This window comes from Methylobacterium sp. E-016, from assembly GCF_022829745.1.
Classification (GTDB): Bacteria; Pseudomonadota; Alphaproteobacteria; order Rhizobiales; family Beijerinckiaceae; genus Methylobacterium.
The window spans coordinates 14,750-39,901 of the sequence record NZ_JAKSYF010000042.1 but is presented as its reverse complement, the minus strand read 5'-3'; the positions used below and the strand labels follow the sequence as shown (position 1 = coordinate 39,901).

Genomic DNA, 25,152 nt, shown 5'->3' with positions numbered 1-25,152 from the left:
AGGACCGACGGGGTCGAGGAGAGACGGGTAAGATGGCCGAGGCGCACGCCAAGAATCACGACTTCCACATCCTCGCACCGAGCCCTTGGCCGCTCATCGGCGCCTTCTCCGGCTTCGTGATGGCCTTCGGCGCCGTGTTCTGGATGAAGAGCCTGCAGATCGGCACGCTCACCCCCGGCCCCTACATCTTCGGCGCCGGCTCGCTCGGCGTGCTCTACACCATGTTCTCGTGGTGGAAGGACGTGGTCCACGAGGCCAACCAAGGCGACCACACCCGCGTGGTGCAGCTTCATCACCGCTACGGCATGATGATGTTCATCGCCTCCGAGGTGATGTTCTTCGTTGCATGGTTCTGGGCCTATTTCGAGGCGGCGCTCTACACCGCCGACCCGATCCAGGCCTCGCGCGTCGGCTTTACCGGCGGCGTCTGGCCGCCGAAGGGGATCGAGGCGTTCGACCCCTGGCACCTGCCGCTGCTCAACACCCTGATCCTGTTGACCTCCGGCACCACCGTGACCTGGGCCCACCACGCCCTGCTCCACGACGACCGCAAGGGCCTGAAGTACGGCCTGTGGCTGACCGTGATCCTCGGCGTGCTGTTCACCGCCTGCCAGGCCTACGAGTACGGCCACGCGCATTTCGGCTTCGCCGGCAGCATCTACTCGTCGACCTTCTTCATGGCGACGGGCTTCCACGGCGCGCACGTCCTCATCGGCACGATCTTCCTCGGGATCTGCCTGTACCGCGCTTATCTCGGCCAGTTCACGGTCAAGCAGCATCTCGGGTTCGAGTTCGCCGCCTGGTACTGGCACTTCGTCGACGTGGTGTGGCTGTTCCTGTTCGCGGCGATCTACGTCTGGGGCTCGGGCGCCGGGCACGCGGCGCACTGAGCGCGATCGGGCAGGATCCCCTGTGACGCAGGGGGGACATGCATCGAAGGGCGGCTCCGGCCGCCCTTTTTCGTGTCCGGGCACCCATATCCTCGGTGAGGCCGACACGTGGTGCATCGCTGCGGGGCTTCACGTCATGCAAGGAACCTGAGCTTGGCCCGGACCTACACGCCACAAGCACCGATCTCGACCGGCCTGCGCGGCCGCTGCCCGCGCTGCGGCGAAGGCCACATGTTCAAGGGGTTCCTCACCGTCGCCCCCGCCTGCGAGGTCTGCGGCCTCGACTACGGCGCGTTCGATTCGGGCGACGGGCCGGCCTTCTTCGTGATGTCGATCGTCGGCATCCTCGTGGTCGGCCTCGCCCTGTGGATGGAGATCACCTACCAGCCGCCGATGTGGGTCCACGCGCTGGTGGCCGGATCGCTCTCGATCGGCCTCAGCCTGATCCTGGTCCGCCCGCTGAAGGGCATGCTGCTGGCCCTGCAATACACCAACAAGGCCGAGCAGGGACGCTTCGAGCCGTGACCGCGGCCGAGACCGCCTCGCGGACGCGCCCCGGCGCGATCCGCGACCTGATCCCGCCGGCGCTCGCGACGCTGATGGCACTCGCGATCCTCCTCGGCCTCGGGGTGTGGCAGCTCGAGCGCAAGGGCGAGAAGGAGGCGCTGATCGCCCGCATCGTCTTGCGCTCGCAGGCCGAGCCGGTGCCGCCGCCCGCCGACTGGAACCCGGCGCGCGACGAGTTCGAGCATGTGCGCGTCGGCGGCCGCTTCCTTAACGCTCGCGAGACGCTGGTCCACGGGCTCGCGGCCGGCGAGACGCCGGGCCGCGCGCTGCAGGGCTACTATGTGATCACGCCGTTCCGGCGCGACGACGGCTCGATGGTGCTGGTCAACCGCGGCTTCGTGCCGACCGAGCTGAAGAACCAGGCCGATCGCCGCGACGGGCTGGTCGAGGGCGACACCACGATCGTCGGCCTGATGCGCGGCAGCGAGCCACGGACGATGTTCGTGCCGGCGCCCGATCCGGTGCGCAACGAGTGGTTCAACCGCGACGTGCCGGGCATCGCCGCGGCGCGCGGCTTCCCGGAGGCCGCCCCCTACCTGATCGAGGCGGATGCCGTGCCCGGCAGCCGGACCTGGCCGCGCGGCGGGCAGCTCCGGGTCGACCTGCCCAACAACCATCTGCAATACGCCTTCACCTGGTTCGGCATCGCCGCCTGCCTGCTCGGCGTCTTTTCCGTGTTTGCCTGGAAGCGCCTGCACGAGCCGGACCCGCCTTCCGGCGCCTGAGGCCGGGCTTGCGGCGGCGGCGACGCCGGCTACACTCGCTGCGTCCCATGGCGGAGTGATCCGATGCGCAGCTGGCTCGCCCTGTTCCTCGCCCTCGCGTTGACGTCGGCGCACGCTGCCGACGACGGCGCCCGCGAGGCGGCCCGCGCGGCGATCACCCGGCAGGCCGAGGCGCTGGTGCGCGACGACGCCGCCACCGCCTACGCCCAGGCCGCCCCGGCGATCCAGGGCATGTTTCCGACCGCCGACGTGTTCCTTGGCATGGTGCGCAACAACTACCGGCCGGTCTATCGGCACCGCACCTTCGTGTTCGGGCAGATGCAGGACCTCGGCGATGGGGCGCTCTCGCAGGACGTGGCGATCCAGGACGAGGACGGCGTCGACTGGACCGCCGTCTACAGCCTCGAGCGCGGCGCCGACGGAGCGTGGCGCATCAGCGGCTGCCGGCTGGTCAAGGCCGAGGGCACGAACGCCTGAACCCGCCTCGGCGGTCTTCGACACGCCCGACCGCATCGTGTAGAGGGGGCGCCTTCCCCGGAGGCCCCCGTGCTGCACGTCTCGACCCGCGGATCCGCCGCGCCGCTCTCGTTCTCCGATGCCCTGCTCGCCGGGCTCGCCCGCGACGGCGGCCTCTACGTGCCGGAGGCGTGGCCGACCTTGTCCGCGAGCGAGATCGCGGGTCTGGCCGGCAAGCGCTACGCCGACGCCGCCAAGCTGGTGCTGCGCCCCCTGATCGACGGCGAGATCGCGGATGCCGACCTCGACCGGATGATCGAGGAGGCCTACGCCACCTTCCGCCACCCGGCGATCTGCCCGCTGACCCAGCTCGACGACAACCTGTTCCTGCTCGAGCTCTTCCACGGCCCGACGCTGGCGTTCAAGGACGTGGCGATGCAGCTGCTCGGGCGGCTGATGGACCACGTGCTCCGCGCCCGCGGCAGCCGCGCCACCATCGTCGGCGCGACCTCGGGCGACACCGGCAGCGCCGCGGTCGAGGCCTTCGGCGGGCTCGACCAGGTCGACATCTTCATTCTGTTCCCGCACGGCCGCGTCTCGGAGGTGCAGCGCCGGCAGATGACCTCGGTCGACGCGCCGAACGTCCACGCGCTCGCGGTCGACGGCAACTTCGACGACTGCCAGAACATGGTGAAGGCCATGTTCCAGCACGCCGACTTCGCCGACGCGGTGAAGCTCTCGGGCGTCAACTCGATCAACTGGGCCCGCGTCGCGGCGCAGGCCGTGTACTACTTCACCAGCGCGGTCGCGCTCGGCGCGCCGCACCGCAAGGTGTCGTTCGCGGTGCCGACCGGCAACTTCGGCGACGTGCTGGCCGGCTGGGTCGCCAAGCGCATGGGGCTGCCGATCGAGCGCCTGATGATCGGCACCAACGCCAACGACATCCTGGCGCGCACCCTCGAGCACGGCGTCTACGAGCTGCGCGGCGTCCAGGCCACGACCTCGCCCTCGATGGACATCCAGATCTCGTCGAACTTCGAGCGGCTGCTGTTCGAGGCGCTCGATCGCGACGCCGCCTCGCTCGGCCGCCTCATGTCCGGGCTCAAGCAGTCCGGCGGCTTCAGCCTCGACGAGGGAGTGCTCGCCAAGGTGCGTGCCGAGTTCGACGCCACCGCCGTGTCGGAGCCCGACGTGATGGACGAGATCGCCCAGACCCACGCCGCCACCGGGCACGTGCTCGATCCCCACAGCGCCATCGGCGTGCGGGCCGCCCGCCGCCTGCTGCGGCAGGACCCGGCGACCCCGGTGGTGGCGCTGGCGACCGCGCACGCCGCCAAGTTCCCCGACGCGGTGAGCCGCGCCACCGGCGGCCTTCGCCCCGCCCTCCCCCCGCATCTCGCCGACCTGATGGACCGGCCCGAGCGCATGACGCGGGTCGGCAACGACCAGGCCGCGGTCGAGGCCCTGATCCGCGACCGCGCGCGCATCACGAGGGGCGCATGAACCAGCACTTCGCCACCCACGCCGCCTCCCCGGGCCTGCGCATCACCGCCCTCGACAACGGCGTCACCGTAGCGACCGAAGCGATGCCGGGCGTGGCCACCGCGACGCTCGGCGTTTGGGTCGGGGCGGGATCGCGCCACGAGCGCCCGGACGAGAACGGCCTGAGCCACCTCATCGAGCACATGGCGTTCAAGGGCACGCGCACGCGCTCGGCCCGGGCCATCGCCGAGGACATCGAGAACCTCGGCGGCGAGATCAACGCCGCGACCTCGGCCGAGGGCACGAGCTACACCGCGCGGGTGCTCGGCGAGGATGTCGGCACCGCGCTCGACGTGCTCGGCGACATCCTGACCGATTCCGTGTTCGACGCGGGCGAGCTCGCCCGCGAGAAGGGCGTGATCCTGCAGGAACATGCCGGGATCGAGGACACGCCGGACGACGTGGTCTACGACGCCTTCACCGAGGCCGCCTTCCCCGGGCAGCCGATCGGGCGCCCGATCATCGGCCGGCCGGAGACCATCCGGAGCTTCTACGAGGCCGGCATCCGCGCCTACCTCGCCCGCGAATACACCCCCGACCGCTTCGTGGTCGCCGCCGCCGGCGCCGTCGAGCACGAGGCCTTCGTCGCGTCGGCCGAGCGCCATTTCGGCGCCATGCCGAGGTCGAGCGCGCCCGAGGCGATCCCCGGGACCTATGCCGGCGGCGAGCGCCGCATGCCGAAGAAGCTCGAGCAGGCCAACGTGGTGATCGGCCTGCCCGGCCTGTCGTTCCGCGACGACGCCTACTACGCGCTGCACATGTTCTCGCAGGTGCTCGGCGGCGGGCTGACCTCGCGGCTCTGGCAGGAGGTGCGCGAGACCCGTGGCCTCGCCTACGAGATCCAGGCGTTTCACTGGCCGTTCTCCGATTGCGGGCTGTTCGGCATCGGCGCGGCGACCTCCGGCGCGGACCTGCCTGAGCTTGTCGAGGTGACGCTGTCGGCGACCGCGCGCGCGGCACGCGACCTCGACACCGTCGAGATCGCCCGCGCCAAGGCCCAGCTGAAGGTCTCGCTGCTCTCCGCGCTGGAGACGCCCGGCGGCCGGATCGAGCGCAACGCGCGCCAGATCCTCGCCTGGGGCCGCGTGATCCCGGCCGAGGAGGTGATCGCCAAGGTCGACGCCGTCACGGTGGACCACGTGCGCGCGGCCGGCCTCGCGGTCCTCGCCGGGGCGCCGACGCTCGCCGCCATCGGCCCGATCAAGAAGCTCCCGTCCCTCGACCGGATCACGGCGGTGCTGCGCGCCGCCTGAGCGAGACCGGGGACGACACGCCCGCGCTGCGACCGAAAACTTGTTTTGGCCGCAAAAGCGGGCGATCCCCGGCCCGGACGATCGCGTATGCCAGCGGTGGGTGACGCCGGCCGCCGGGCCTCTGCCGCCTTGCTCCAGGTTAATCCCGCCTCTACCACTGCGCGGAACCTGAGCCGTACTCGCCGCCGTACCCGGCTGGAACACTCGCCCGTTGCGCATCCTCGCCCTTTATCTCGCACTCTTCTGCGGCCTTCTGCTCAGCGGTTCCGCTCTGGCCGTGGAGGCGGTGCGGGTCACCCTCGACGCGCCGGTGATCGACCTGACGACGGCGATCGAGCGCTACCGCTCGGACGGCGACCTGATCCAGATCTCGACGGCACCGGGCAAGGACGGCATCGTCCGCCGCATCGTCGTGAAGGCGCGCGATGCCGGCGCGCGGCCCGACTGGATGGTGTTCGCGCTCACCAACGACACCGACGAGCAGATCGAGCGCATCCTCGTCGCGCCGCATTTCCGGCTGGTCGATTCCGGCGTGGTCTGGCCCGATCTCGGCGGCTCGCGCATCGCGGCGATCACCGCGAGCCAGGGCATCCGGCCCGAGCGCAACGAGAACCCGGAAGCCGACGAGTTCGTCATCACCCTCGATCCCGGCACGACGATCACCTACGTCGCCGAGCTGCGCGGCCCGAACATCCCGCAGGTGCACCTCTGGGACCAGGACGCCTACCGCAAGAAGGCCGCCGGCCTGACGCTCTACAAGGGCATCATCATCGGCATCAGCGGCCTTCTGGCGCTGTTCCTCACCATCGTCTTCGTGGTCAAGGGCGCGATCATCTTCCCCGCGGCGGCCGCGCTCGCCTGGTCGGTCCTGGCCTATGCCTGCATCGATTTCGGGTTCCTGCAGCGGGTCTTCCCGGTCACCGAGTTGGCGGAGCGGGTCTACCGCGCCTCGGCGGAGGCGGTGCTGGCCGCGACGCTGCTGGTGTTCCTGTTCGCCTACCTCAACCTCTCGCGCTGGCACGTGCGCTACAGCCACGTCGCGTTCTTCTGGCTGACCTTCCTGGCAGGGCTCGTCGGCCTCGCCCTGTTCGATCCGCCGGTGGCGGCGGGCGTCGCGCGCATCTCGATCGCCGCGGTCGCCGGGGTCGGGCTGCTGCTGATCGCCTACCTTGCCGCCCATAACGGCTACGACCGCGCCATCCTGCTCGTGCCGACCTGGACGCTGCTCGTCGTCTGGGTCACGGCCGCCGGCTTCGCGGTGACCGGCCAGATCGGCAGCGAGCTGACCCAACCGGCGCTGATCGGCGGCCTCGTGCTGATCGTCATGCTGATCGGCTTCACGGTGATGCAGCACGCCTTCGCCGGCGGCGGCCTCACCCACGCCCTCGTCTCCGACACCGAGCGGCGGGCGCTGGCGCTCACCGGCGCCGGCGACGTGGTGTTCGACTGGGACGTGCCGGGCGACCGGGTCTTCGCCGGCCAGGAGATCGAGGTCCAGCTCGGCCTCAAGCGCGGCGCATTGGAGGGGCCGGCCGCGAACTGGCTCGGGCTGCTGCACCCGTTCGACATCGAGCGCTACTCGGCCACCCTCGACACCATGATCGAGGAGCGGCGCGGCCGCATCGTCCACGATTTCCGCCTGCGCACCTCGGGCGGGGCCTATTACTGGTACCGCCTCAAGGCCCGCCCGGTGATCGGCAACGACGGCGAGGTGATCCGCATCGTCGGCACCATCGCCGACGTCACCGAGATCAAGACCGCCGAGGAGCGCCTCCTGCACGACGCCGTGCACGACAGCCTCACCGGCCTGCCGAACCGCGAGCTGTTCGGCGACCGTCTCGATGCCGCGATCGCCTTCGCGAGCCAGGACCCGCGGCTGAAGCCGACGGTGATCGTCCTCGACATCGACCGGTTCAAGGGCATCAACGACGCGATCGGCCTCTCGGCCGGCGACTCGATCCTGCTCACCCTGTCGCGCCGCCTCGGCCGCCTGCTGCGGCCGCAGGACACGCTGGCGCGGGTGGCCGGCGACGAGTTCGCGGTCATCCTGCTGTCGGAACGCGATTCGGACCGCATCCTGGCTTTCGCGGAGATGATCCGCCGCGCCATCGCGACGCCGATCACCTATGCCGACCGCGAGATCTTCCTCACCGTCTCGATCGGCCTCGCGCTGCACGAGACCGGCGCCAGCCTCAAGCGCGACGAGGTGTTCAAGAACGCCGAGACCGCGATGGTCCAGGCCAAGCGCGGCGGCGGCGACCGCATCGAGGTGTTCCGCGCCGACATGCGCGCCGAGCGCTCGGACCGGCTGATGCTGGAGAGCGACCTCCGCCGCTCGCTCGAGCGCAACGAGATGAAGGTGCTGTTCCAGCCGGTCGTCCGCCTGGAGGACCGCACGGTGGCCGGCTTCGAGGCGATCCTGCGCTGGGATCACCCCAAGCTCGGGCGCATCCCGCCGGCCACCTTCATGCCGGTCGCGGAGGAGAGCGGGTTCGTCGTCAACCTCGGGATCTTCGCCCTCGAACGGACCGCGCTGGAGCTCGCCGCGTGGCAGCGCTCGCTCGAGGTCGACCCGCCGATCTTCGCCTCGGTCAACGTCTCGTCGCGCCAGCTGCTGCGGCACGACCTGCTGCACGACGTGAAGACGGTGCTCGCCCGCTCCGGCGTGATCCCGGGCTCGCTCAAGCTCGAGCTCACCGAGAGCCTGGTGATGGAGAACCCCGAATACGCCGCGCAGATGCTGACCCGCATCCACGATCTCGGCGCCGGGCTCTCGCTCGACGATTTCGGCACCGGCTACTCGGCGCTGTCCTACCTGCAGCGCTTCCCCTTCGACACGATCAAGATCGACCAGTCCTTCGTCCGCCAGATGGCCTCGGGCAAGACGGCGATCCTGCGCTCGATCGTGCGGATGGCCAACGAGCTCAACCTCGCCATCGTTGCCGAGGGTGCGGAGTCCGAGGCCGACGCCCAGGCCTTGGCCGAGCTCGGCTGCGACTACGCGCAGGGCTACGCCTTCGGCGAGCCGATGACGATGCTGCAGGCCCGCCAGCTCGTGGGGGCGGCACCGGAAGCCGCCTGATCGCGGTTTCATCCCCAGGTCGATTGCTCCGGCGTCCCGAACTCTTGCACCCCCGTCCCGCGGTCGCCCTTCGCGTTGAAGCCAAGCTTTCGGCGCCCTAACGCTCGATCGCCGGCCGATCCCGCAGAACCATGCGCGGACGGAGGGCCGATGGGGCTGTCGACATCATGAAAAAACTTCTCTTCTCCGCCGAAGGCCGGATCGGGCGCGCGACCTTCTGGAAGGGCATCCTCGGCTCGGTGTTCGGCGCCATCATCGTCGCGTCCGCGCTGAACTACGTGCTGGCCCAGATGATCCCGAACGAGGCCGCCGCAGGGGAAGGCTTCAAGGTCGATGGGCCGGCAGCGATCCCGTTCGTAATCCTGAATCTCCTCACCACGGTCTTCATCGTCTGGTCGTCGGTCTGCCTCGGGATCAAGCGCTACCACGACCGCGACAAGCCCGGCGTCTGGGTGCTGCTCTCGCTCATTCCGCTCGGCAACCTCTGGTACTTTATCGAGACCGGGTTCCTGCGGGGCACGGTCGGCCCGAACACGTTCGGCCCCGACCCGCGCGGCCGCGGCCTCGCGACGTCCGCGGGCCTGTCTCCGGCGATCTGACGCCGCTCGATCGACGCTGCGACGATCCCGAATCGGTGACGTCGCAGCGTTTCCGCGCGACGATGCGCACCCATTTCGGTCGGCGCCGGGTGCGCAGCCGAATTTTCAGAAGGCGGACGGGCGCCATGCTCGCCCGTCGCCGACCGGAGGAATCGGCGCGTGACAACCGCGATTTAAGCCTCCCTTAACCATGCCGACGGAAGGTTGTGTGGAGAAATGGCAGGGCGCACGACGCCCCTGCCGCGTGCTGGAGAACGGTGATGGCCGAAGCGGCAAGGCGGTTTCGCGAGACGAGCGGCTCCGATGTGGTACGCCGGCTGATCGCGCGCCCGATCCGCCTCGACGCGCCGCGCAGCGCCGCGCCGACCGCGTACGCCATGCCGGCTTATGAGCCGGCCGACGCCCAGCTCGAGGCCGCGTTCGCCACCTCGGAGCACGAGATGGCGGCCCTCGAAGACCTCGAATTCCAGGACGAGACCTTCGAAGGCGAGCCCGAGGAGGACGTCGTCGCGCGACTTCAGGCCGAGATGGCGGTGATGAAGGCCATCCTGATGGCCGAGCGGGCCGAGGCGGCTTCCCTGCGCGCCCGCATGGCGCTGCACGTTGAGCCGGAGCCGATCGGCGCGGAGGCGCGTGCCACCCGCGAGCGCTGGGCCGGCATGGTCGATCGCCTGCTGATGTCCCCGCGCTGATCGCCGCCATCCTCATGACATTCGGGAGACGACCATGAGCGCGCGCTGCTCGCTCGTCGTCAACGGCAAGTCCGTCCGCATCGCCACCGGCGACACCCCGCTCGATGCGGCGGTCGCCGACGGCATGATCGCGCCCGCCCAGGCGACCCACGGCGCCGCCGTTCCGGGACAGGGAGCGACTCCCGGGGCGCGCCGCGTCCCGGGCCGCCGCGAGCGGGTCGACCCGATCAAGCTGGCGCTTCCGGCCGGCCCGTCGATCCACGCGCATGCGGAGGAGCCGGCCCCGGCGGTCGCGATGCGCACAGGCACCGTCACCGAGGTCCGCGCGCTCACCGCGCATGTGATCGAGCTCGTCGTCACGGTGAGCAAGGACCTGCCGCTCGGACCCGGCGCCCAGGTCGCGCTCGCACTCGACGGCGTCGGCCTGCGCACCCTGTGCCCGACGCTGCGCGTCGACGGCTCGGCGGAACTCAACGAGCTGGTGTTCCACCTCGCACGGGACGAGGACGGCTGGTCGCTCGCCGATTCGCTGCCGCTGCATTCCGAGGTGAAGATTCGCGGCCCGGTCGGACGGGCGCAGTACCGCCCCGGCGGCGGGCGCCTCGTGCTGGTCTCGGCCGGCTGCGGCTTCGGGCAGATCTGGTCGATCGCCCGCGCCGCCCGCTACATCGAGCCGACCCGCGACCTCTGCGTCGTCGTCGGCGCGCGCGATCCGCTGGATCTCTACATGCGCGAGAGCCTGGAATGGCTGCGGGCCACGGGCGTCGGGCGCATCGTGCTCAGCGCCAACCGCAGCCGCCAGCGGCCGCCGGACGTGCGGCCCGGACCGCTCACCGCCCACCTGCCGGCTTTGCGCGCCACGGACGTGGTGCACGTGGCCGGCGACAGCTCGACGGTCGGCGCGGTGCAGGTTCTCGCGGCTGCCGTCGGCGCACGATGCTATCCGGTCCTGGTCGACGCGTAGATCGCCCAGACGCCCGCCTCGTTCTCGCTTTGCGACACGAGCCACCCTGAGCCTGAGCGGCTGGCCTGTGCAGCGATTCTCTTGAAGGGGCCCGCCCTTCCCTCCCCCCTTTAGCGGGGGGAGGGAAAAACCGCGGCGAGAGGCGTCCCCCTAGACCTGCACCCGCCAGATCTCCTGCGCGTATTCCCGCATCGACCGGTCCGACGAGAACCAGGCCATCCGCGCCGTGTTGCGGATCGCCTTGGCCCACCAGCCGGCCTGGTCCTTCCAGGCGGCGTCGATCTCGCGCTGGACCCGCCAGTAATCGTCGAAGTCGACGGTGAGCAGGTACTGGTCGCGGTGGCGCAGGTCGTCGGTCAGCGGCCGGAAGCGGTTCGGCTCGTCCGGCGAGAACCGGCCCGAGGCGATCATGTCGAGGGCGGCGGCCAGGCGCGGCGAGGCCTGGATCGCGTCGCGCGCGTAGTTGGTCTCGGCGATGCGGGCCTGAACGCCGGCGGCGTCGAGCCCGAAGATGAAGATGTTGTCCGCACCGACATGGTCGCGGATCTCGATGTTGGCGCCGTCGAGCGTGCCGACGGTGAGCGCGCCGTTGAGCGCGAGCTTCATGTTGCCGGTGCCCGACGCCTCCATGCCCGCGGTCGAGATCTGCTCGGAGAGGTCGGCGGCCGGGATGATCGCCTCGGCGAGGCTCACCGAGTAGTTCGGCAGGAACACCACCTTCAGGCGGTCGGCGACCTCGGGGTCGTCGTTGACGGCCTTGGCCACGTCCAGCGCCAGCTTGATGATCAGCTTGGCCTGGCTGTAGCTCGGCGCCGCCTTGCCGCCGAAGATCTTGACGCGGGGCGTCCAGTCCTTGTGGGGCTCGGCCTTGATCGCCTGGTAGAGCGCCACCGTCTCGATGACGTTGAGAAGCTGGCGCTTGTATTCGTGGATGCGCTTGATCTGCACGTCGAACAGCGCCGAGGGGTCGATGTCGATCCCGGTGCGCTCGGCGATGATCCCGGCCAGCGCCTGCTTGCGGCTGAAGCGGGCCGCCGCGTAGCGCTTCACGAAGGCCGGATCCTCGGCGAAGGCGTCGAGCCCGCGCAGCAGGCCGGGATCGTCGAGGACGCCGGGCCCGACCGCTTCCACCGCGAGGCGGGTCAGGCCGGGATTGGCGTTGTGCAGCCAGCGGCGGAAGGTGATGCCGTTGGTCTTGTTGACGATCTTGTCGCCGTCGAGCGCGTGCAGGTCGCGGAACACCGTCGAGCGCATCAGATCGGTGTGGAGCGCCGAGACGCCGTTCACCCGGCGCGCGCCGTGGAAGGCCAGGTGCCCCATCCGCACCCGGCGCCCCTGCGATTCGTCGATCAGCGAGACCGAGGCGAGGTGGGCGGCGTCGTGGCGGCCGTGGCGGCCCTGCTCCTCAAGGTGCATCCAGTTGATCAGGTAGATGATCTGCATGTGGCGCGGCAGCAGCCGCTCCATCAGCTCCACCGGCCAGGTCTCGAGCGCCTCCGGCAGCAGGGTGTGGTTGGTGTAGTTCAGCGTGTTGGTCGTGACGTGCCAGGCATCGTCCCACTGCAGCCCGTGATCCTCCAGCAGGATGCGCATCAGCTCGGGCACGGCGATGGCCGGATGCGTGTCGTTGAGCTGGATCGCGGCGTGGTCGTGCAGCGAGCGGACGTCGCCGCGCTCGGCCACGTGCCGCCGGACGAGGTCCTGCAGCGAGGCTGACGTGAAGAAGTATTCCTGGCGCAGGCGCAGCTCCTGGCCGGCGGTCGACGAGTCGCTCGGGTACAGCACCCGCGAGATCGCCTCGGCGCGCATCCGGTTGGAGACCGCGCCGACATGGTCGCCGCCGTTGAACTGCGCCAGATCGACCGGCGCCTCGCTTTCGGCCTTCCACAGGCGGAGCGTGTTCACGGTCTTTCCCCGCCAGCCGACCACGGGCACGTCGTGCGCCACCGCGAGCACCGTCTCGGCCGGATGCCAGTGCCGGCGGATCACGCCGTCCGAGACCGCCGCCATGGTGACGTGGCCGCCGAAGCCGATCGCGTAGGTCGCGTCCGGACGCACGAACTCCCAGGGGTTGCCCTCCGCGAGCCAGGTCTCGGGCGCCTCGCGCTGCCAGCCGTCCTCGAAGGTCTGGCGGAACAGGCCGTGGTCGTAGCGGATGCCGTAGCCGATCGCCGGGATGCCGATGCTCGCCATGCTCTCCATGAAGCAGGCGGCGAGGCGGCCGAGGCCGCCATTGCCCAGAGCCGCGTCGGGCTCGGCGCCCTTGACGGTGCCGAGGTCGACGCCCAGGCTCTGCAGGGCGGCACGCGTGGTCTCGACCAGGCCGAGATTGTTCATCGCGTCCGACAGGAGCCGGCCGATCAGGAATTCGAGGGAGAGATAGTAGACCCGCTTGTTCGGTACCGACGGGTCTGCGGCCTGGCAGGCGTCGACGATCCGGTCGCGCAGCGCGAGGGCGGTGGCCGCGAACCAGTCGCGCTCCCGCGCCGTCTCGGGAGACTTGCCGATCGCGTAGGCGAGCTTGGCGCGGATCGCTTCGCGGAGGTCGGCGACGGCATCGCCCGAGGCGGGCTGCGCCGGCTTGTCCCACACCTGCGGTTCACGGAACGGCACGGTGCTCGTCCGATCCGGCGCGTCGGATCGCTCGTCGCCGGGTACGGGTGCCAAGATAGCGTCTTTCAGCACGTGCAATCCCCCATCGTCGGCCCCGGCGCGTCTTCGCGTCTCGGGAGCGCCGCTTGCGTTCGTCGGCGGCGATCGACCCCTGTCCCGGATCGACGATCCTGCGGTCGCTCACCGGTCTTGTCGAGGCGTCGCTGGGGCTCGATCCCGTCGATGGCGGCGATCTGATTCGCCTTTGTGTCCTTTCAGACACAAGCACCGTCGCACCGAAACCCGACAGGACTTTGTCACGCCGGTGTTGAACTCCGGGTGAACCGTACCCCCGTCGCCTCCCGCCGGCGAAAACGCTAAAGCCGAGCCTGTCAACTTCGGGGATATCGCTCATGGCCGGCACGGTCTGGTGGAAGCGCGGCACGGTCTACCAAGTCTATCCGCGCTCCTTCCAGGACACGGACGGCGACGGGATCGGCGACCTGCCCGGCATCACCGCCCGGCTCGAGCATCTCGCCTGGCTCGGGGTCGACGCGGTCTGGATCTCGCCGATCTACCCGTCGCCGATGGCCGACTACGGCTACGATGTGGCCGACTATTGCGGGATCGACCCGCTGTTCGGCACGCTGGCCGATTTCGACGCCCTGGTCGCAGAAGCGCATCGGCGGCGGCTGAAGGTGATTCTCGACTTCGTGCCGAACCACAGCGCGATCACGCATCCCTGGTTCGCGGAAAGCCGCGCGTCGCGCACGAACCCGCGGCGCGACTGGTACATCTGGCGCGATCCGGCCCCGGATGGTGGGCCGCCGAACAACTGGCTCAGCAACTTCGGCGGACCGGCCTGGACCCTCGATCCGGCCACCGGGCAATACTACTACCACGCTTTCCTGAAGGAGCAGCCCGACCTGAACTGGCGCAACCCGGCGGTGCGGGCGGCGATGCACGACGCCCTCCGGTTCTGGCTCGAGCGCGGCGTCGACGGGTTCCGCGTCGACGTGATCTGGCACCTAATGAAGGATGCCGGATTCCGCGACAATCCGGCCAATCCCGACTTCTCGCCCGAGCAGCCGGAGATCAACCGCTTCGCCCAGGTCTACTCCGCCGACCGCCCAGAGGTGCTCGACGTCATCGCCGAGATGCGCGCGGTGCTGCGCCCCTACGGCGAGCGGGTGCTGATCGGCGAAATCTACCTGCCGATGGAGCGGCTGATGGCCTATTACGGCCCGGACCTCTCCGGCGCCGACATGCCGTTCAACTTCCAGCTGATCCAGACGCCGTGGAGCGCGGAGGCGGTGTCCGACCTCGTCGAGAACTACGAAGCCGCGCTGCCCGACGGCGGCTGGCCGAACTGGGTGCTCGGCAACCACGACCAGCCGCGCATCGCGGCCCGCGTCGGGGCGGATCAGGCGCGGATCGCGGCGATGCTGCTGCTGACGCTGCGCGGCACGCCGACGCTGTATTACGGCGACGAGATCGGCCTGGCCCACGTGCCGATCCCGGCCGACCGCGTCCGCGATCCGTGGGAGCGGAACGAGCCCGGACACGGCCGCGATCCCGAGCGGACGCCGATGCAGTGGGACGGCGAGGTCCATGCCGGCTTCTCGACGGTGGAACCGTGGCTGCCGCTCTCCGACGATGCGGCGGCCCGGAACGTCGACGCGCTCCGCGACGATCCGACCTCGATCCTCACCCTGTACCGGCGCCTCCTCGCGCTGCGGCGCGAGCACGCGGCGCTTTCGGTGGGCGCGTATCGCGGCATCGCGACCGAAGCGGCCGACGTGTTCGCCTATGAGCGGTTCGGCGATGACGGCGCGTTCCGCATCCTGCTGAACTTCGGCGGCGCCTCGCACATGCTGGCCCTGCCCGCCGACGAGACCTGGACGGTGCTTCTCTCGACCCGCGGGCATCGTGGCGGCGATGGCGCGGTCGCTTCCATCGCGCTCGGGCCGGACGAGGGGCTGATCCTGCAGAAGTGCTGAAACCGCGAACCTAAATGCCGCAGTGCAATGCGATGAACCGCGCATTAACGATCTGCCTGGCCTAGATTGTGCGTCGCAGCGGAAACCCGGCGGAGCACGAGGGCGTTGGCAATGTCGAGATCGGCTGCGGATGGAACGGTGCGCCAGGACCGATCCGCACGGCGCGGAAACCCATCGATGGTCGAGCCCCACGCGTACCACCCGGCCGCCGCGAACCTCGATCGGCCGATCCTGACGCCGTCGCACGCCCTGCCCGACCTTCGCACCGCACTCCAGCCCCGCATCCTCTACGCGACGCCGGAGATGGCCGACTTCGTGAAGACCGGCGGTCTCGGCGAGGTCGCCGGCGCGCTGCCGCGGGCGCTGCGCAAGCACTACGATGTCCGCGTCCTGATCCCCGGCTACCGGCAGGTGGTCGACGCGTTTCCAAACATGCCCGTCGTGGCGCGGCTCGACGGCTTCGCCGGCGTCCCGCCCTGCGACCTCGGCCTCGTCGAGACCGGCGACGGACTTCGCATCTACGTCCTACTCAGCCCCGGCCTCTACGAGCGCGACGGAACTCCCTACGGCAACGCCGACGGCGACTTCCCCGACAACGACCTGCGCTTCGCCCGGCTGAGCCTCGCCGCCGCCGAGATCGCGCAGGGCGCCGACCCGGCCTGGGCGGCCGATCTCCTCCACCTCAACGATTGGCAGTCGGCCCTCGCCCCGGCCTATCTCGCCTGGCGCCGGATCCGCGTGCCGAGCGTGCTGACGATCCACAACCTCGCCTACCAGGGCCTGTTCCCGCGCGAGACGATGGCGCGCCTCGGCATGCCTGAGGACGCCTTCGACATGAACGGCGTCGAGTTCTACGGGCAGCTCTCGTTCCTCAAGGCCGGCCTGTACTACGCCACCCACGTCACCACCGTGAGCGAGACCTACGCTCGCGAGATCCTGACGCCGGACTCGGGCTGCGGCCTCGACGGGCTGCTGCGCACGCGCGCCGCGCAGGGGCGGCTCGCCGGCATCCTCAACGGCATCGACGAGAGCTGGGACCCGCGCACCGATCCGCACCTCGCGACGCGGTTCGAGGCCGACGACTGGAAGGGCAAGCGCGCCAACGCGGAATCGGTGCGGCGCCAGTTCGGGCTCGCGGTCTCGCGCGGGCCGCTCTTCGCCATCGTCTCGCGGCTCGTGCACCAGAAGGGCATCGACCTCTCGATCCAGGCGGCCGAGACCATCGTCGCGGAAGGCGGACAGCTCGTGGCCATCGGCCAGGGCGAGGCGCGGTTCGAGGATGCACTGCGCGGCCTCGCCCGGCGGCACCCCGATTCGGTCGGCGTCCATGTCGGGTTCGAGGAGCGCGACGCGCGGCGGATGTTCGCCGGAAGCGACTTCCTGCTGATGCCGTCGCGTTTCGAGCCCTGCGGTCTCGCGCAGATGTACGCCCAGCGCTTCGGCTCGCTGCCGATCGTGCGCCGCACGGGCGGCCTCGCCGACACGGTCGAGGACGGCGTCACCGGCTTCACCTTCGCCGACACCTCGTCGAAGGGGTTCACCGGGGCCGTCCGCCGGGCGCTCGACACCTTCGGCCAGAAGAAGCGCCTGAACGCCATGCGCCGCACGGCGATGTCGCGCACCTTCGGCTGGGACGATGCCGCGGCCAATTACGGCACCCTCTACGGCCGCGCCTTCGGCAACGGCGCCGCCCTGCGCTGGCGCGCGGCCTGACCCGAGCCGCCGCTCACAAGGCCACGATCGGGACCACGACAAGGCCGAGGGCCGCGACGGCGACCGCCGCGTAGCGGACGAGGCGTCGGGGGGGCGCGACGCCCGCCTCGGCATCGGGCCTCAGGACCAGCGCGAAGATCGGCAGGATCGGCAGCAGGTAGCGTCCCTGGGGCCCGTCGATGCGCAGATCGCCGACATTGGTCCAGCTGAGATACTGCGAGATCAGGACGAGCCACAGGGCGAGCGCGGCGGCGAGCACCAGCAGCGCGAGGGTGGCGCCGCTTCCGCGGGCTCGCCCGGTGCCGGCCAGGGCCGCCGCGAGCGCGAGAATCCACAGCGCGTGCAGCACCACCGGAAGGTGGCGGTCGTGCCAGCGCAGGATGCCGACGACGCCCTCGGTCATCGTCGCGGCGTGCTTCACCGTCAGCAGGAAGCGCGCCGGCACGGTCAGGAAGCGCATCGGCTCCGCGATCAGCACCCGAAGCTGCGCCGCCGGGTCGGTGCCGTGGAAGGTGGCCGGACGGTCGCCGGGCCAGAGCGGGCCGGCCTCGTAGGGCGGCCGTGGAACCGGGGTCGCGATCGTCGCGGTGGCGTATGCGGTCCAGAGCACGGCCGGCAGGACGACCGCCGCGACCGCAGCCAGGCGCGAAAGCAGGCCGGCGCCGATCCGGTGCCCGGTTCCGCGCGGGAGCGGCAGGAGCAGGATCAGCGCGATCGGAGCGTAGGGCGGCTTCGTCAGGAGGATCAGCGCGATCAGGATGGCGGCGCTGGCGAAGCGTCGCCGCGCCCGCGGGTCGTCCGGCTCATGGGTGAGCAGCGCGACGGCCAGGATCGCGACGGCGACGATCAGCCCGTCCTGGTTGAACGAGGCGGCGAGCGACAGGGTCATCGGCAACGCGAGGAGGGCGAACAGCCAGGCCCGGCCGCGGCGTGCCACCGCGAGGGCGCAGAGGCCGATCAGCGCGTAGGCCGCCACGTCGAATAGGCGCCCGAGCCGGGCGGTGGCCCGGGCCGACAGGTCGAGGGCATGACCGATCCCGAGGCCGGCGGCCGCCGGCAGGTAGAAGACGGGGAAATAGGTGGCGATCGTGTAGAGCGGCGCGAAGGCGCCGGTCCGGCGCCAGGGCCCGGTGCCAACGGCCGGATCGACGGGCGGCGCCGCGATCTTGGCGTTGTCCGGCATGCGGGTGCGCGCCAGCTCTTCCCAGACGGGATCGACCCGGACGCCCGCCGCCATCGCGGATCGCCCGTCGGGGCCGACGATGGTCTCGCGATGCCCGACGATCTGCCCGTCGACGAGGCTCGCCGCGCGAATGAGGTGGGCGGGCTCGTCCGCCACCTCGCCGAGGGGGATCGCCAGCGCCAGCACCAGGCAGAGCGGCATCGCCAGGAGCAGGAACGCACCGAGCCAGAGACGGAGGTCGTCGGCTGCGCGGCCGGAAACCGAGCCGAGGGTCATCGCTCGGCGCCCTCGAACGGCCCGAGCGCGCTGCGCAGCCTCATCGTCAGGCCGAGGGTCGCCGCGATCCCGATCCCGAGGAGGATCGGCGAAAGCCATGCCGTTCCGCCGGTCGCGGCCAGGACGCCGCTGCGCCCGGCCGCGCCCGTGAGGACGCAGACGAAGAGGCCGGGCAAGGCTGCGAGCGTGCCGATGGCGTAGGCACCCGCGTGCACGGTGGTGAGGCTCAGGGCGAAGCTCGTCGGCGCGAACGGCAGGATCGGCGACAGGCGGATCAGGCCGACCGCCTTCCAACCGTCGGCAACGATTATCCGGTCGATGGCAGCCAGCCGGCGGCCGCCGGAAACCCAGCCCGCGAGGTGCGGGCGGAGCCACGACCGGCCGATGGCGAAGCTCGCGCCCGCGCCGAGCAGCGTCCCCGCCGTCGCGAGGGCGAAACCGAGGCCGGGCCCGTAGAGCGCGCCCGCCGCCACGCCGATGAGGGAGGCCGGTAGGATCCCGACGGTGGCGACGAGGGTTTGCGCGAGGACGAGGCAGGCCCATCCGGCCACACCGAAGGCCGCACCGGCGCTCATCGCTGCGTGGAGCAGGTCGAGGATCGTTCCGGGGAAGACCGCTCCGAGCACGATCGGGACCGCGATCGCAGCCAGAAGCACCCCGCCCGCCAGGACGAGGCGGGTGCGTGCGGCGTTCATCGCCGCGGCGTCCCGGTGGGGGCGAAGAGCGGTTCCCGGCGGATCCCGAGGCGGTGCAGGCGGTAGGCGAAGGCCGTCCGCAGCACGCCGAAGCCGTAGACGACGCTGCGGCGGAAATTGATCGACGAGGCTTCGGGGAAGTACCGCGTCGGGCAGGAGATCTCGCCGATCCGGAACTCGGCCTGCATCGCCAGGGCGAGCATCTGGTTGTCGAACACGAAGTCCTCCGAGCAGCGGTCGAGGGGGATCGTCTCGATCACCGTGCGGCTCCAGGCGCGGTAGCCGGAGTGATATTCCGAGAGCTTCTGGCCCATGAGGAGGTTCTGCAGCAGCGTCAGCACGCGGTTGGCGACGTACTTGTACCGCGGCATGCCCCCGACGAGGGCGCCCTTGCCGAGGATGCGGGAGGCGAGGACCGCATCGTACTCGCCCGAGACGATCATCGAGGCCATCGCGGTGACCAGGCGCGGCGCGTACTGGTAGTCGGGGTGGAGCATGACGACGATGTCGGCGCCCCGCGCCAGCGCCGCCTCGTAGCAGGTCTTCTGGTTGCCGCCGTAGCCGCGGTTGCGCTCGTGCCGGATGGTGTGGATGCCGAGGCCCTCGGCGATGAGGGCGGTCCGGTCGCGGCTCGCGTCGTCGATCAGGATGATGTCGTCGACGATGTCCTTGGGGATGTCGTCGAACGTCTTCTGAAGGGTCGCGGCCGCGTTGTAGGCCGGGAGGACGACGGCGATCTTCTGTCCGTGAAGCATGGATCCTGCTGACGTCGGCGCGCTTCGGGACGGTCCGTCGCGCTTGTGGTCGGGTCAATCGGCGCGGCGCAGCCGCGCGAGAAGGGCGGGAACGGCGCCGCCGAGCAGCGCCGCCGCGTGGACGACCTGCCCGGCCTCACGCAGGGACCGGCGACGCAGTGCCAGGGCGAGGCGCAACGGGATCTGGACCGCGAAGGTCGCCGCCAGCAGCGCGAGGGCGGTCGCCGCACCCTGGTGCTTGGCCGCATAGAGGATGCGGCTGCGCTGGATGTAGAACAGGCGCCGCGCCTTCACCTGCCGGGTCGTCCCCTGGCCGTCGTGCCGGACCGTCGCCTCGGCGACGTGGCGCACCGTGAAGCCCGCATCCCAGGCGCGGGCGCAGAGATCGACATCCTCGTAATAGACGTGGAAGCGCTCGTCGAAGCCGTCGAGCCGTTCGAACAGCGACCGGCGGATCAGCAGGAAGGCGCCCATCACCTGGTCGACCGGACCGGACGCGGCATGGTCCCATTCCGTCATGAAATGCGTCGGCACTCGGCTCGGCATCACCCGGTCGAGATAAAGCTCCTGGCCGATCAGGCTGCCCGCGGTCGGGCGCCTTGCGCACATCCGCTGCACACGGCCGGCTTCGTCGACCAGCTGTGCGCCGACGACGCCGACCGTCGGATCGGCGTCGAGCGCCGCCAGCGCCAGACGCAGCGCATCCGGCCCGACCTCGGTGTCGGGGTTGAGGAACAGGATCGCCGGCGCCCGGCCGACCGCCGCGCCCTGGTTGCAGGCGCGCCCGAACCCGGCATTGTCGGCGTTCCCGATCACGATGAGGCGCAGGTCCGGCCGCTCCAGGCCGTCGGCGGAGCCGTCGGTCGAGGCGTTGTCGACCACGACCACGTCCGTGGCGGGATCGTCGCCGGCGGCGGCCAGGCTGGCGAGGCAGGCGCGCACCAGGGGGCCGCCGTTCCAGTTGACGATCACGACGTCGATCGCGGGCGGTCGATCGGTGCGGGGCGTCGTCATGGCGCGTCGAAGGGGCGGCCGAGGCGGCCGCGGAAGCCATCGAGCACCGCCCCGGCCAGCCGCCGCAGCACCGCCGGGCGGTAGCCGCTGTCGCGCCAGTACAGGAGCGTCTGCACCGGGAGGTAGGCGACCTGGCGCAGCTTCCACGGCAGCGGGATGTGCCGCAGGCGCCAGCCGTAGACGGAGTTGCGCAGGTAGGTCGCCATGCGGAACAGCGGCTGGCGCGGCGTCTCGATGCCGAGGGCGCGGATCGTGCCGCCGCCGACGCGGTGGCCGATCGCGGCGTCCTGCGCCATCCAGCAGCCGTAGCCCACATCCCAGGCGCGAAAGCACCATTCGAGCTCGACGCCGTCGATGAAGTAGTCCGCCCGGAACGGCCCCACGGCGCGGAACGCCGCGACGTCGACGAGCGAGCCCGAGGTCGCGAGGAATTCCACCGGCACCAGCGTGCCGACGGCCTCCTGCCCGGGCCGGCGCCGAAACCGCGGCGGCTTGGCCTCGGCGTTTGCACGGCCCGGCACCGGTCCGATCACCGCGCAGGGCCGATTCTCCGCACGGAGCCGCGTGCGGGCATCGGCGAGCGCGCCGATCATCTCCGGCCCGACCTGCGCATCCTGGTCGAGCAGGAGGACGCCGTCCGCGCCGACCCGCGTCGCGGCCTCGACGACGCCGTTGAGGGCGGCGGCGATGCCGACGTTGCTCCCGGCCGACAGCAAGCGCACGCCGGCCGCTTCGAGCTTCATCCGATCCACGGGGCCGAGGCCGCCATTGTCGAAGGCGAGGACCGGATGCCGGCTGCCGGCATAGCGTCGGACGATGTCGTCGACCTGGTCTCGGCTCGGGTGGAACAGGGTCAGGCCGATGGCCAGCATCACGCACATCCAGGACAGGCCGCATCCGGCCTGCGGCCCGAGCCGATAACGGAAACGCACGCCCGAGGCGAGGCCCGGGCCGAGGCTCGGGCCCAGGCTCAGGTATAGGTGCGATCAGCGCTGGCCGAAGGTCGGGTCCTTGAACAGGTCCTTGTGCTCGCGGGGCTGCGAGCGCCAGTACTGCTTGGGCGCGCGCACCGTCTCGCCGAGCGCGGCCGCCGCGTGCCAGGGCCAGCGCGGATCGTAGAGCAGGGCGCGCGCGAGCGAGATCGCGTCCGCCCGGCCCTCGGCGAGGATCGCCTCGGCCTGGTCCGCTTCGGAGATCAGCCCGACGGCGATGGTGGCGAGCCCGGTCTCGGCCTTGATCCGCTCGGCATAGGGCACCTGGTAGCCAGGCCCGAGCTTGATCGCCTGCTTCGGCGAGACGCCGCCGGTCGAGACGTGGATCGCGGGGGCGCCGGCGCGCTTCAGGCGCTGGCCGAGCTCCACGGTCTCCTCGAGGTCCCAGCCGTCCTCGACCCAGTCGGTCGCCGAGACCCGCATCCACACCGGGTGGCCTGCGGGCACCACCGCCCGCACCGCCTCGAACAGCTCGAGCGGGAACCGCATCCGGTTCTCGAGGCTGCCGCCGTAGGCGTCGGTGCGCTGGTTGGCCAGCGGCGAGAGGAACTGGTGCAGCAGGTAGCCGTGGGCGCCGTGCAGCTCGAACGCCTCGATCCCGAGGCGCACCGCGCGCTTGGCGGTCGCGACGAAGTCGTCGCGGATGCGCTTGAGGTCCGCGCCGTCGAGGGCGTGCGGCGCCACCTCGCCGTCGCCGTGTGCCAGGGCGGACGGGGCTTCGGTGCGCCAGCCGTAGGGATGATCCGGCGCGATCTGCTGGCCGCCGTCCCAGGGCGCTCGGCTCGACGCCTTGCGGCCGGCATGGGCGATCTGGATGCAGACCGGGATCGGCGCGTACTCGCGGATCGCCGCCAGAACCCGACCGAGCGCGCGCTCGCAGCCGTCGGAGTACAGCCCGAGGTCCCACGCGGTGATCCGCGCCTCGGGCGACACCGCCGTCGCCTCCAGCGTCAGCAGCCCGGCGCCCGACATCGCGAGCTGGCCGAGATGCATCATGTGCCAGTCGGTCGCCTCGCCGTCGCGGGCCGAGTACTGGCACATCGGCGCGATCAGGATGCGGTTCTCCAGCGTCAGGTCGTCGAGCGTCAGCGGTTCGAACAGGCGGGCGGTCATCGGCAACTCCGGGTTGCGGGGGCATCGGCTGTGTGCCGCACTCTCGGGATGGACGCCAGCTCGCCGCCTCATGCCGGCCCTTCGCGCCGTAGCCGGGCGCGGCTCACCCCTCCCCGATCCCGCGGGCCTTCAGGCTCTCGCCGATCTCGTCGAGCACGCCGGCATCGTCGATGGTCGCCGGCATGGTCCAGGGCTCGTGGTCGGCGATGCGCTTCATCGTGGCGCGCAGGATCTTGCCCGAGCGCGTCTTCGGCAGCCGCTGGACCGTCAGCGCCAGCTTGAACGCGGCCACGGGCCCGATCTCGTCGCGGACCTTGGCGACGAGCTCACGCTCGATCTCCGCCGGATCGCGCGCGACCTGGGCCTTGAGCACGACGAAGCCGCAGGGCGCCTCGCCCTTGAGCGCGTCGCGGATGCCGATGACGGCGCATTCGGCGACATCGGGGTGGGCGGAGAGCACCGCCTCCATCCCGCCGGTGGAGAGGCGGTGGCCGGCGACGTTGATGATGTCGTCGGTCCGCCCGAGCACGGTGATGTAGCCGTCGGCGTCGATCACGCCCGCGTCCGAGGTGTCGTACCAGCCCGGGAAGGTCTCGAGGTAGCTCGTGCGCATCCGGGCGTCGGAGCCCCACAGGGTCGGCAGGCAGCCCGGCGGCAGCGGCAGGCGGATCGCGATGGTGCCCATCGTGCCGGCGGGCACCGGCTTGCCGCCCTCGTCGAGCACCTGCACGTCGTAGCCCGGCATCGGCACGCAGGTGCTGCCGTGCTTGACCGGCAGCATCCCGAGGCCGACCGGGTTGCCGGCGATCGGCCAGCCGGTCTCGGTCTGCCACCAGTGGTCGATGACGGGCCGGTCGAGCACCCGCTCGGCCCAGGCGACCGAATCCGGGTCGGCGCGCTCGCCGGCCAGGAACAGGGTGCGGAAGCGCGAGAGGTCGTGGCCGGCGACGTGGGTGCCCTTCGGGTCCTCCTTCTTGATCGCCCGCAGCGCGGTCGGCGCGGTGAACAGGCAGACGGTCCCGGTCTCGGCGACGACCCGCCAGAACGCGCCGGGATCGGGGGTGCCGACCGGCTTGCCTTCGTAGAGCACCGTGGTGCAGCCGTGTAGGAGCGGCGCGTAGACGATGTAGGAATGCCCGACCACCCAGCCGATGTCGGAGGCGCAGAAGTAGGTCTCGCCGAGCTGGACGCCGTAGAGGTTCGGCATCGACCAGGCCAGCGCCACGAGGTAGCCGCCGGTGTCGCGCACCACGCCCTTGGGCTTGCCCGTCGTGCCGGAGGTGTAGAGCACGTAGAGCGGGTCGGTCGCCGCCATCGCGACGCAGTCCGTCGACCGTCCCGAGGCCGCGGCGACCGCCTCGGCCCAGTCGCGGTCGCGCCCCTCGACGAGGCTCGCGGCCGCTTGCGGACGCTGGAGGATCAGGCAGGCGGCGGGCTTGTGCTTGGCCGCGGCGAGCGCCGCGTCGAGCAGCGGCTTGTAGGCGACCACCCGGCTCGGCTCGATGCCGCAGGAAGCGGCGAGCACCACCTTCGGCGCCGCGTCCTCGATCCGGACGGCGAGCTCGTTGGCGGCGAACCCGCCGAACACCACCGAATGCACCGCGCCGATCCGGGCGCAGGCCAGCATGCCGAACAGGGCTTCGGGCACCATCGGCATGTAGAGGATCACCCGGTCGCCGCGCACCACTCCGAGGTCGCCGAGTACCGCCGCCAGGGCGGAGACCTCGCGAAGCAGCTCCGCGTAGGTGATCGCGCGCTTGGTCCCGGTCACCGGCGAATCGTACCGGATCGCGACCTGGTCGGCCCGGCCGGCCGCGACGTGACGGTCGACCGCGTTCCAGCAGGCGTTCAGCGATCCGTCCGGGAACCAGCGGCCGTAGGGGCCGGAGGCGGCGTCGAAGGCCCGCGTCGGCCGGGTCGCCCAATCGATCGCCCGCGCCGCGTCGAGCCAGAACCCCTCGGGATCGCGCATCGCGGCGGCGTGCACGTCGGCATAGCGCGACGGCGCATCGGCGGAGGGGTCGGTCGGCATGGCAGCTCCTCGGGGCG

General features: G+C 71.0%; 20 protein-coding genes. 12 read left to right on the top strand and 8 right to left on the bottom strand.

The features are described from left to right. Positions 1–32 precede the first annotated feature (32 nt). The 10 genes from MKK68_RS03390 to MKK68_RS03345 all read left to right on the top strand — a co-directional run bounded on the left by MKK68_RS03390 (position 33) and on the right by MKK68_RS03345 (position 10,770). Positions 33–890: a cytochrome c oxidase subunit 3 gene (locus tag MKK68_RS03390; protein WP_147725199.1), complete on the top strand. Its 858-nt coding sequence runs from the start codon at positions 33–35 to the stop codon at positions 888–890. Positions 891–1,043: 153 nt separating this feature from the next. Continuing rightward, on the top strand, positions 1,044–1,415 hold the full coding sequence (locus tag MKK68_RS03385) for a DUF983 domain-containing protein (RefSeq protein ID WP_243935313.1): 372 nt from the start codon (positions 1,044–1,046) through the stop codon (positions 1,413–1,415). 74 nt (positions 1,416–1,489) lie between these two features. Continuing rightward, entirely contained in the window at positions 1,490–2,182 is a 693-nt protein-coding gene (locus tag MKK68_RS03380; RefSeq protein ID WP_244028739.1) for an SURF1 family protein, read from the top strand. A gap of 63 nt (positions 2,183–2,245) precedes the next feature. Then, the gene (locus MKK68_RS03375) at positions 2,246–2,659 is read left to right on the top strand and encodes a DUF4864 domain-containing protein (protein ID WP_243945788.1); all 414 of its coding nucleotides are present in this window, start codon (positions 2,246–2,248) and stop codon (positions 2,657–2,659) included. Positions 2,660–2,728: 69 nt separating this feature from the next. Next, entirely contained in the window at positions 2,729–4,141 is a 1,413-nt protein-coding gene (thrC, locus tag MKK68_RS03370) for a threonine synthase (protein ID WP_244028710.1), read from the top strand. Further along, complete coding sequence (locus MKK68_RS03365) at positions 4,138–5,433, top strand: M16 family metallopeptidase (protein ID WP_244028708.1); 1,296 nt, start codon at positions 4,138–4,140, stop codon at positions 5,431–5,433. Before thrC ends, MKK68_RS03365 begins: the two co-directional genes overlap by 4 nt. Before the next feature lie 211 nt (positions 5,434–5,644). Next, complete coding sequence (locus tag MKK68_RS03360) at positions 5,645–8,515, top strand: EAL domain-containing protein (protein ID WP_244028706.1); 2,871 nt, start codon at positions 5,645–5,647, stop codon at positions 8,513–8,515. A 167-nt stretch (positions 8,516–8,682) separates the two neighbouring features. Next, positions 8,683–9,114, top strand: coding sequence for a DUF805 domain-containing protein (locus MKK68_RS03355; protein ID WP_187274633.1), 432 nt, complete (start codon positions 8,683–8,685; stop codon positions 9,112–9,114). A gap of 260 nt (positions 9,115–9,374) precedes the next feature. Then, positions 9,375–9,806, top strand: a complete 432-nt coding sequence (locus MKK68_RS03350) for a hypothetical protein (protein WP_244028704.1) — start codon at positions 9,375–9,377, stop codon at positions 9,804–9,806. Between the two features lie 34 nt (positions 9,807–9,840). Continuing rightward, positions 9,841–10,770 (top strand): ferredoxin--NAD(+) reductase, encoded by a 930-nt coding sequence (locus MKK68_RS03345; RefSeq protein ID WP_244028703.1) that lies wholly within the window; start codon positions 9,841–9,843, stop codon positions 10,768–10,770. Positions 10,771–10,920: 150 nt separating this feature from the next. Here MKK68_RS03345 and MKK68_RS03340 read toward each other — a convergent pair whose 3' ends face one another. Next, positions 10,921–13,383 (bottom strand): glycogen/starch/alpha-glucan phosphorylase, encoded by a 2,463-nt coding sequence (locus MKK68_RS03340; RefSeq protein ID WP_244028701.1) that lies wholly within the window; start codon positions 13,381–13,383, stop codon positions 10,921–10,923. Between the two features lie 392 nt (positions 13,384–13,775). On the opposite strand from MKK68_RS03340, the gene MKK68_RS03335 reads away from it, so the two are divergent. Continuing rightward, positions 13,776–15,362, top strand: a complete 1,587-nt coding sequence (locus tag MKK68_RS03335; protein WP_244028699.1) for an alpha-amylase family glycosyl hydrolase — start codon at positions 13,776–13,778, stop codon at positions 15,360–15,362. Between the two features lie 177 nt (positions 15,363–15,539). After that, positions 15,540–17,075, top strand: a complete 1,536-nt coding sequence (glgA, locus tag MKK68_RS03330) for a glycogen synthase GlgA (protein WP_147725216.1) — start codon at positions 15,540–15,542, stop codon at positions 17,073–17,075. Between the two features lie 13 nt (positions 17,076–17,088). Here the strand turns inward: glgA and MKK68_RS03325 are convergent, their stop codons facing one another. The 7 genes from MKK68_RS03325 to MKK68_RS03295 form a co-directional block, all read right to left on the bottom strand. After that, complete coding sequence (locus tag MKK68_RS03325) at positions 17,089–18,534, bottom strand: DUF2142 domain-containing protein (RefSeq protein WP_244028697.1); 1,446 nt, start codon at positions 18,532–18,534, stop codon at positions 17,089–17,091. Continuing rightward, positions 18,531–19,229, bottom strand: coding sequence for a TVP38/TMEM64 family protein (locus MKK68_RS03320; protein ID WP_244028695.1), 699 nt, complete (start codon positions 19,227–19,229; stop codon positions 18,531–18,533). Before MKK68_RS03320 ends, MKK68_RS03325 begins: the two co-directional genes overlap by 4 nt. Then, positions 19,226–19,984: a glycosyltransferase family 2 protein gene (locus tag MKK68_RS03315; RefSeq protein WP_147858102.1), complete on the bottom strand. Its 759-nt coding sequence runs from the start codon at positions 19,982–19,984 to the stop codon at positions 19,226–19,228. The genes MKK68_RS03320 and MKK68_RS03315 overlap by 4 nt, the downstream gene beginning before the upstream one ends. A 54-nt stretch (positions 19,985–20,038) precedes the next feature. Further along, positions 20,039–20,998 carry a glycosyltransferase family 2 protein gene (locus MKK68_RS03310; RefSeq protein ID WP_244028694.1) on the bottom strand — a complete coding sequence of 320 codons (960 nt, stop codon included), beginning with the start codon at positions 20,996–20,998 and terminating at the stop codon, positions 20,039–20,041. Next, a complete protein-coding gene (locus MKK68_RS03305) occupies positions 20,995–21,870 on the bottom strand; it encodes a glycosyltransferase family 2 protein (RefSeq protein ID WP_244028692.1) in 876 nt (291 codons plus the stop codon). The genes MKK68_RS03310 and MKK68_RS03305 overlap by 4 nt, the downstream gene beginning before the upstream one ends. Positions 21,871–21,984: 114 nt before the next feature. Continuing rightward, the gene (locus MKK68_RS03300) at positions 21,985–23,103 is read right to left on the bottom strand and encodes an NADH:flavin oxidoreductase/NADH oxidase (RefSeq protein WP_244028690.1); all 1,119 of its coding nucleotides are present in this window, start codon (positions 23,101–23,103) and stop codon (positions 21,985–21,987) included. A gap of 103 nt (positions 23,104–23,206) precedes the next feature. Beyond that, entirely contained in the window at positions 23,207–25,135 is a 1,929-nt protein-coding gene (locus tag MKK68_RS03295; RefSeq protein ID WP_244028689.1) for an AMP-binding protein, read from the bottom strand. Positions 25,136–25,152 lie beyond the last annotated feature (17 nt).

Coding starts and splice junctions, on each gene's coding strand:
- MKK68_RS03390 (WP_147725199.1), top strand. CDS start 33: ATGGCCGAGGCGCACGCCAAGAATCACGACTTCCACATCCTCGCACCG.
- MKK68_RS03380 (WP_244028739.1), top strand. CDS start 1,490: ATGGCACTCGCGATCCTCCTCGGCCTCGGGGTGTGGCAGCTCGAGCGC.
- MKK68_RS03375 (WP_243945788.1), top strand. CDS start 2,246: ATGCGCAGCTGGCTCGCCCTGTTCCTCGCCCTCGCGTTGACGTCGGCG.
- MKK68_RS03365 (WP_244028708.1), top strand. CDS start 4,138: ATGAACCAGCACTTCGCCACCCACGCCGCCTCCCCGGGCCTGCGCATC.
- MKK68_RS03355 (WP_187274633.1), top strand. CDS start 8,683: ATGAAAAAACTTCTCTTCTCCGCCGAAGGCCGGATCGGGCGCGCGACC.
- MKK68_RS03350 (WP_244028704.1), top strand. CDS start 9,375: ATGGCCGAAGCGGCAAGGCGGTTTCGCGAGACGAGCGGCTCCGATGTG.
- MKK68_RS03345 (WP_244028703.1), top strand. CDS start 9,841: ATGAGCGCGCGCTGCTCGCTCGTCGTCAACGGCAAGTCCGTCCGCATC.
- MKK68_RS03335 (WP_244028699.1), top strand. CDS start 13,776: ATGGCCGGCACGGTCTGGTGGAAGCGCGGCACGGTCTACCAAGTCTAT.
- glgA (WP_147725216.1), top strand. CDS start 15,540: ATGGTCGAGCCCCACGCGTACCACCCGGCCGCCGCGAACCTCGATCGG.
- MKK68_RS03325 (WP_244028697.1), bottom strand. CDS start 18,534: ATGACCCTCGGCTCGGTTTCCGGCCGCGCAGCCGACGACCTCCGTCTC.
- MKK68_RS03320 (WP_244028695.1), bottom strand. CDS start 19,229: ATGAACGCCGCACGCACCCGCCTCGTCCTGGCGGGCGGGGTGCTTCTG.
- MKK68_RS03315 (WP_147858102.1), bottom strand. CDS start 19,984: ATGCTTCACGGACAGAAGATCGCCGTCGTCCTCCCGGCCTACAACGCG.
- MKK68_RS03310 (WP_244028694.1), bottom strand. CDS start 20,998: ATGACGACGCCCCGCACCGATCGACCGCCCGCGATCGACGTCGTGATC.
- MKK68_RS03305 (WP_244028692.1), bottom strand. CDS start 21,870: ATGCTGGCCATCGGCCTGACCCTGTTCCACCCGAGCCGAGACCAGGTC.
- MKK68_RS03300 (WP_244028690.1), bottom strand. CDS start 23,103: ATGACCGCCCGCCTGTTCGAACCGCTGACGCTCGACGACCTGACGCTG.
- MKK68_RS03295 (WP_244028689.1), bottom strand. CDS start 25,135: ATGCCGACCGACCCCTCCGCCGATGCGCCGTCGCGCTATGCCGACGTG.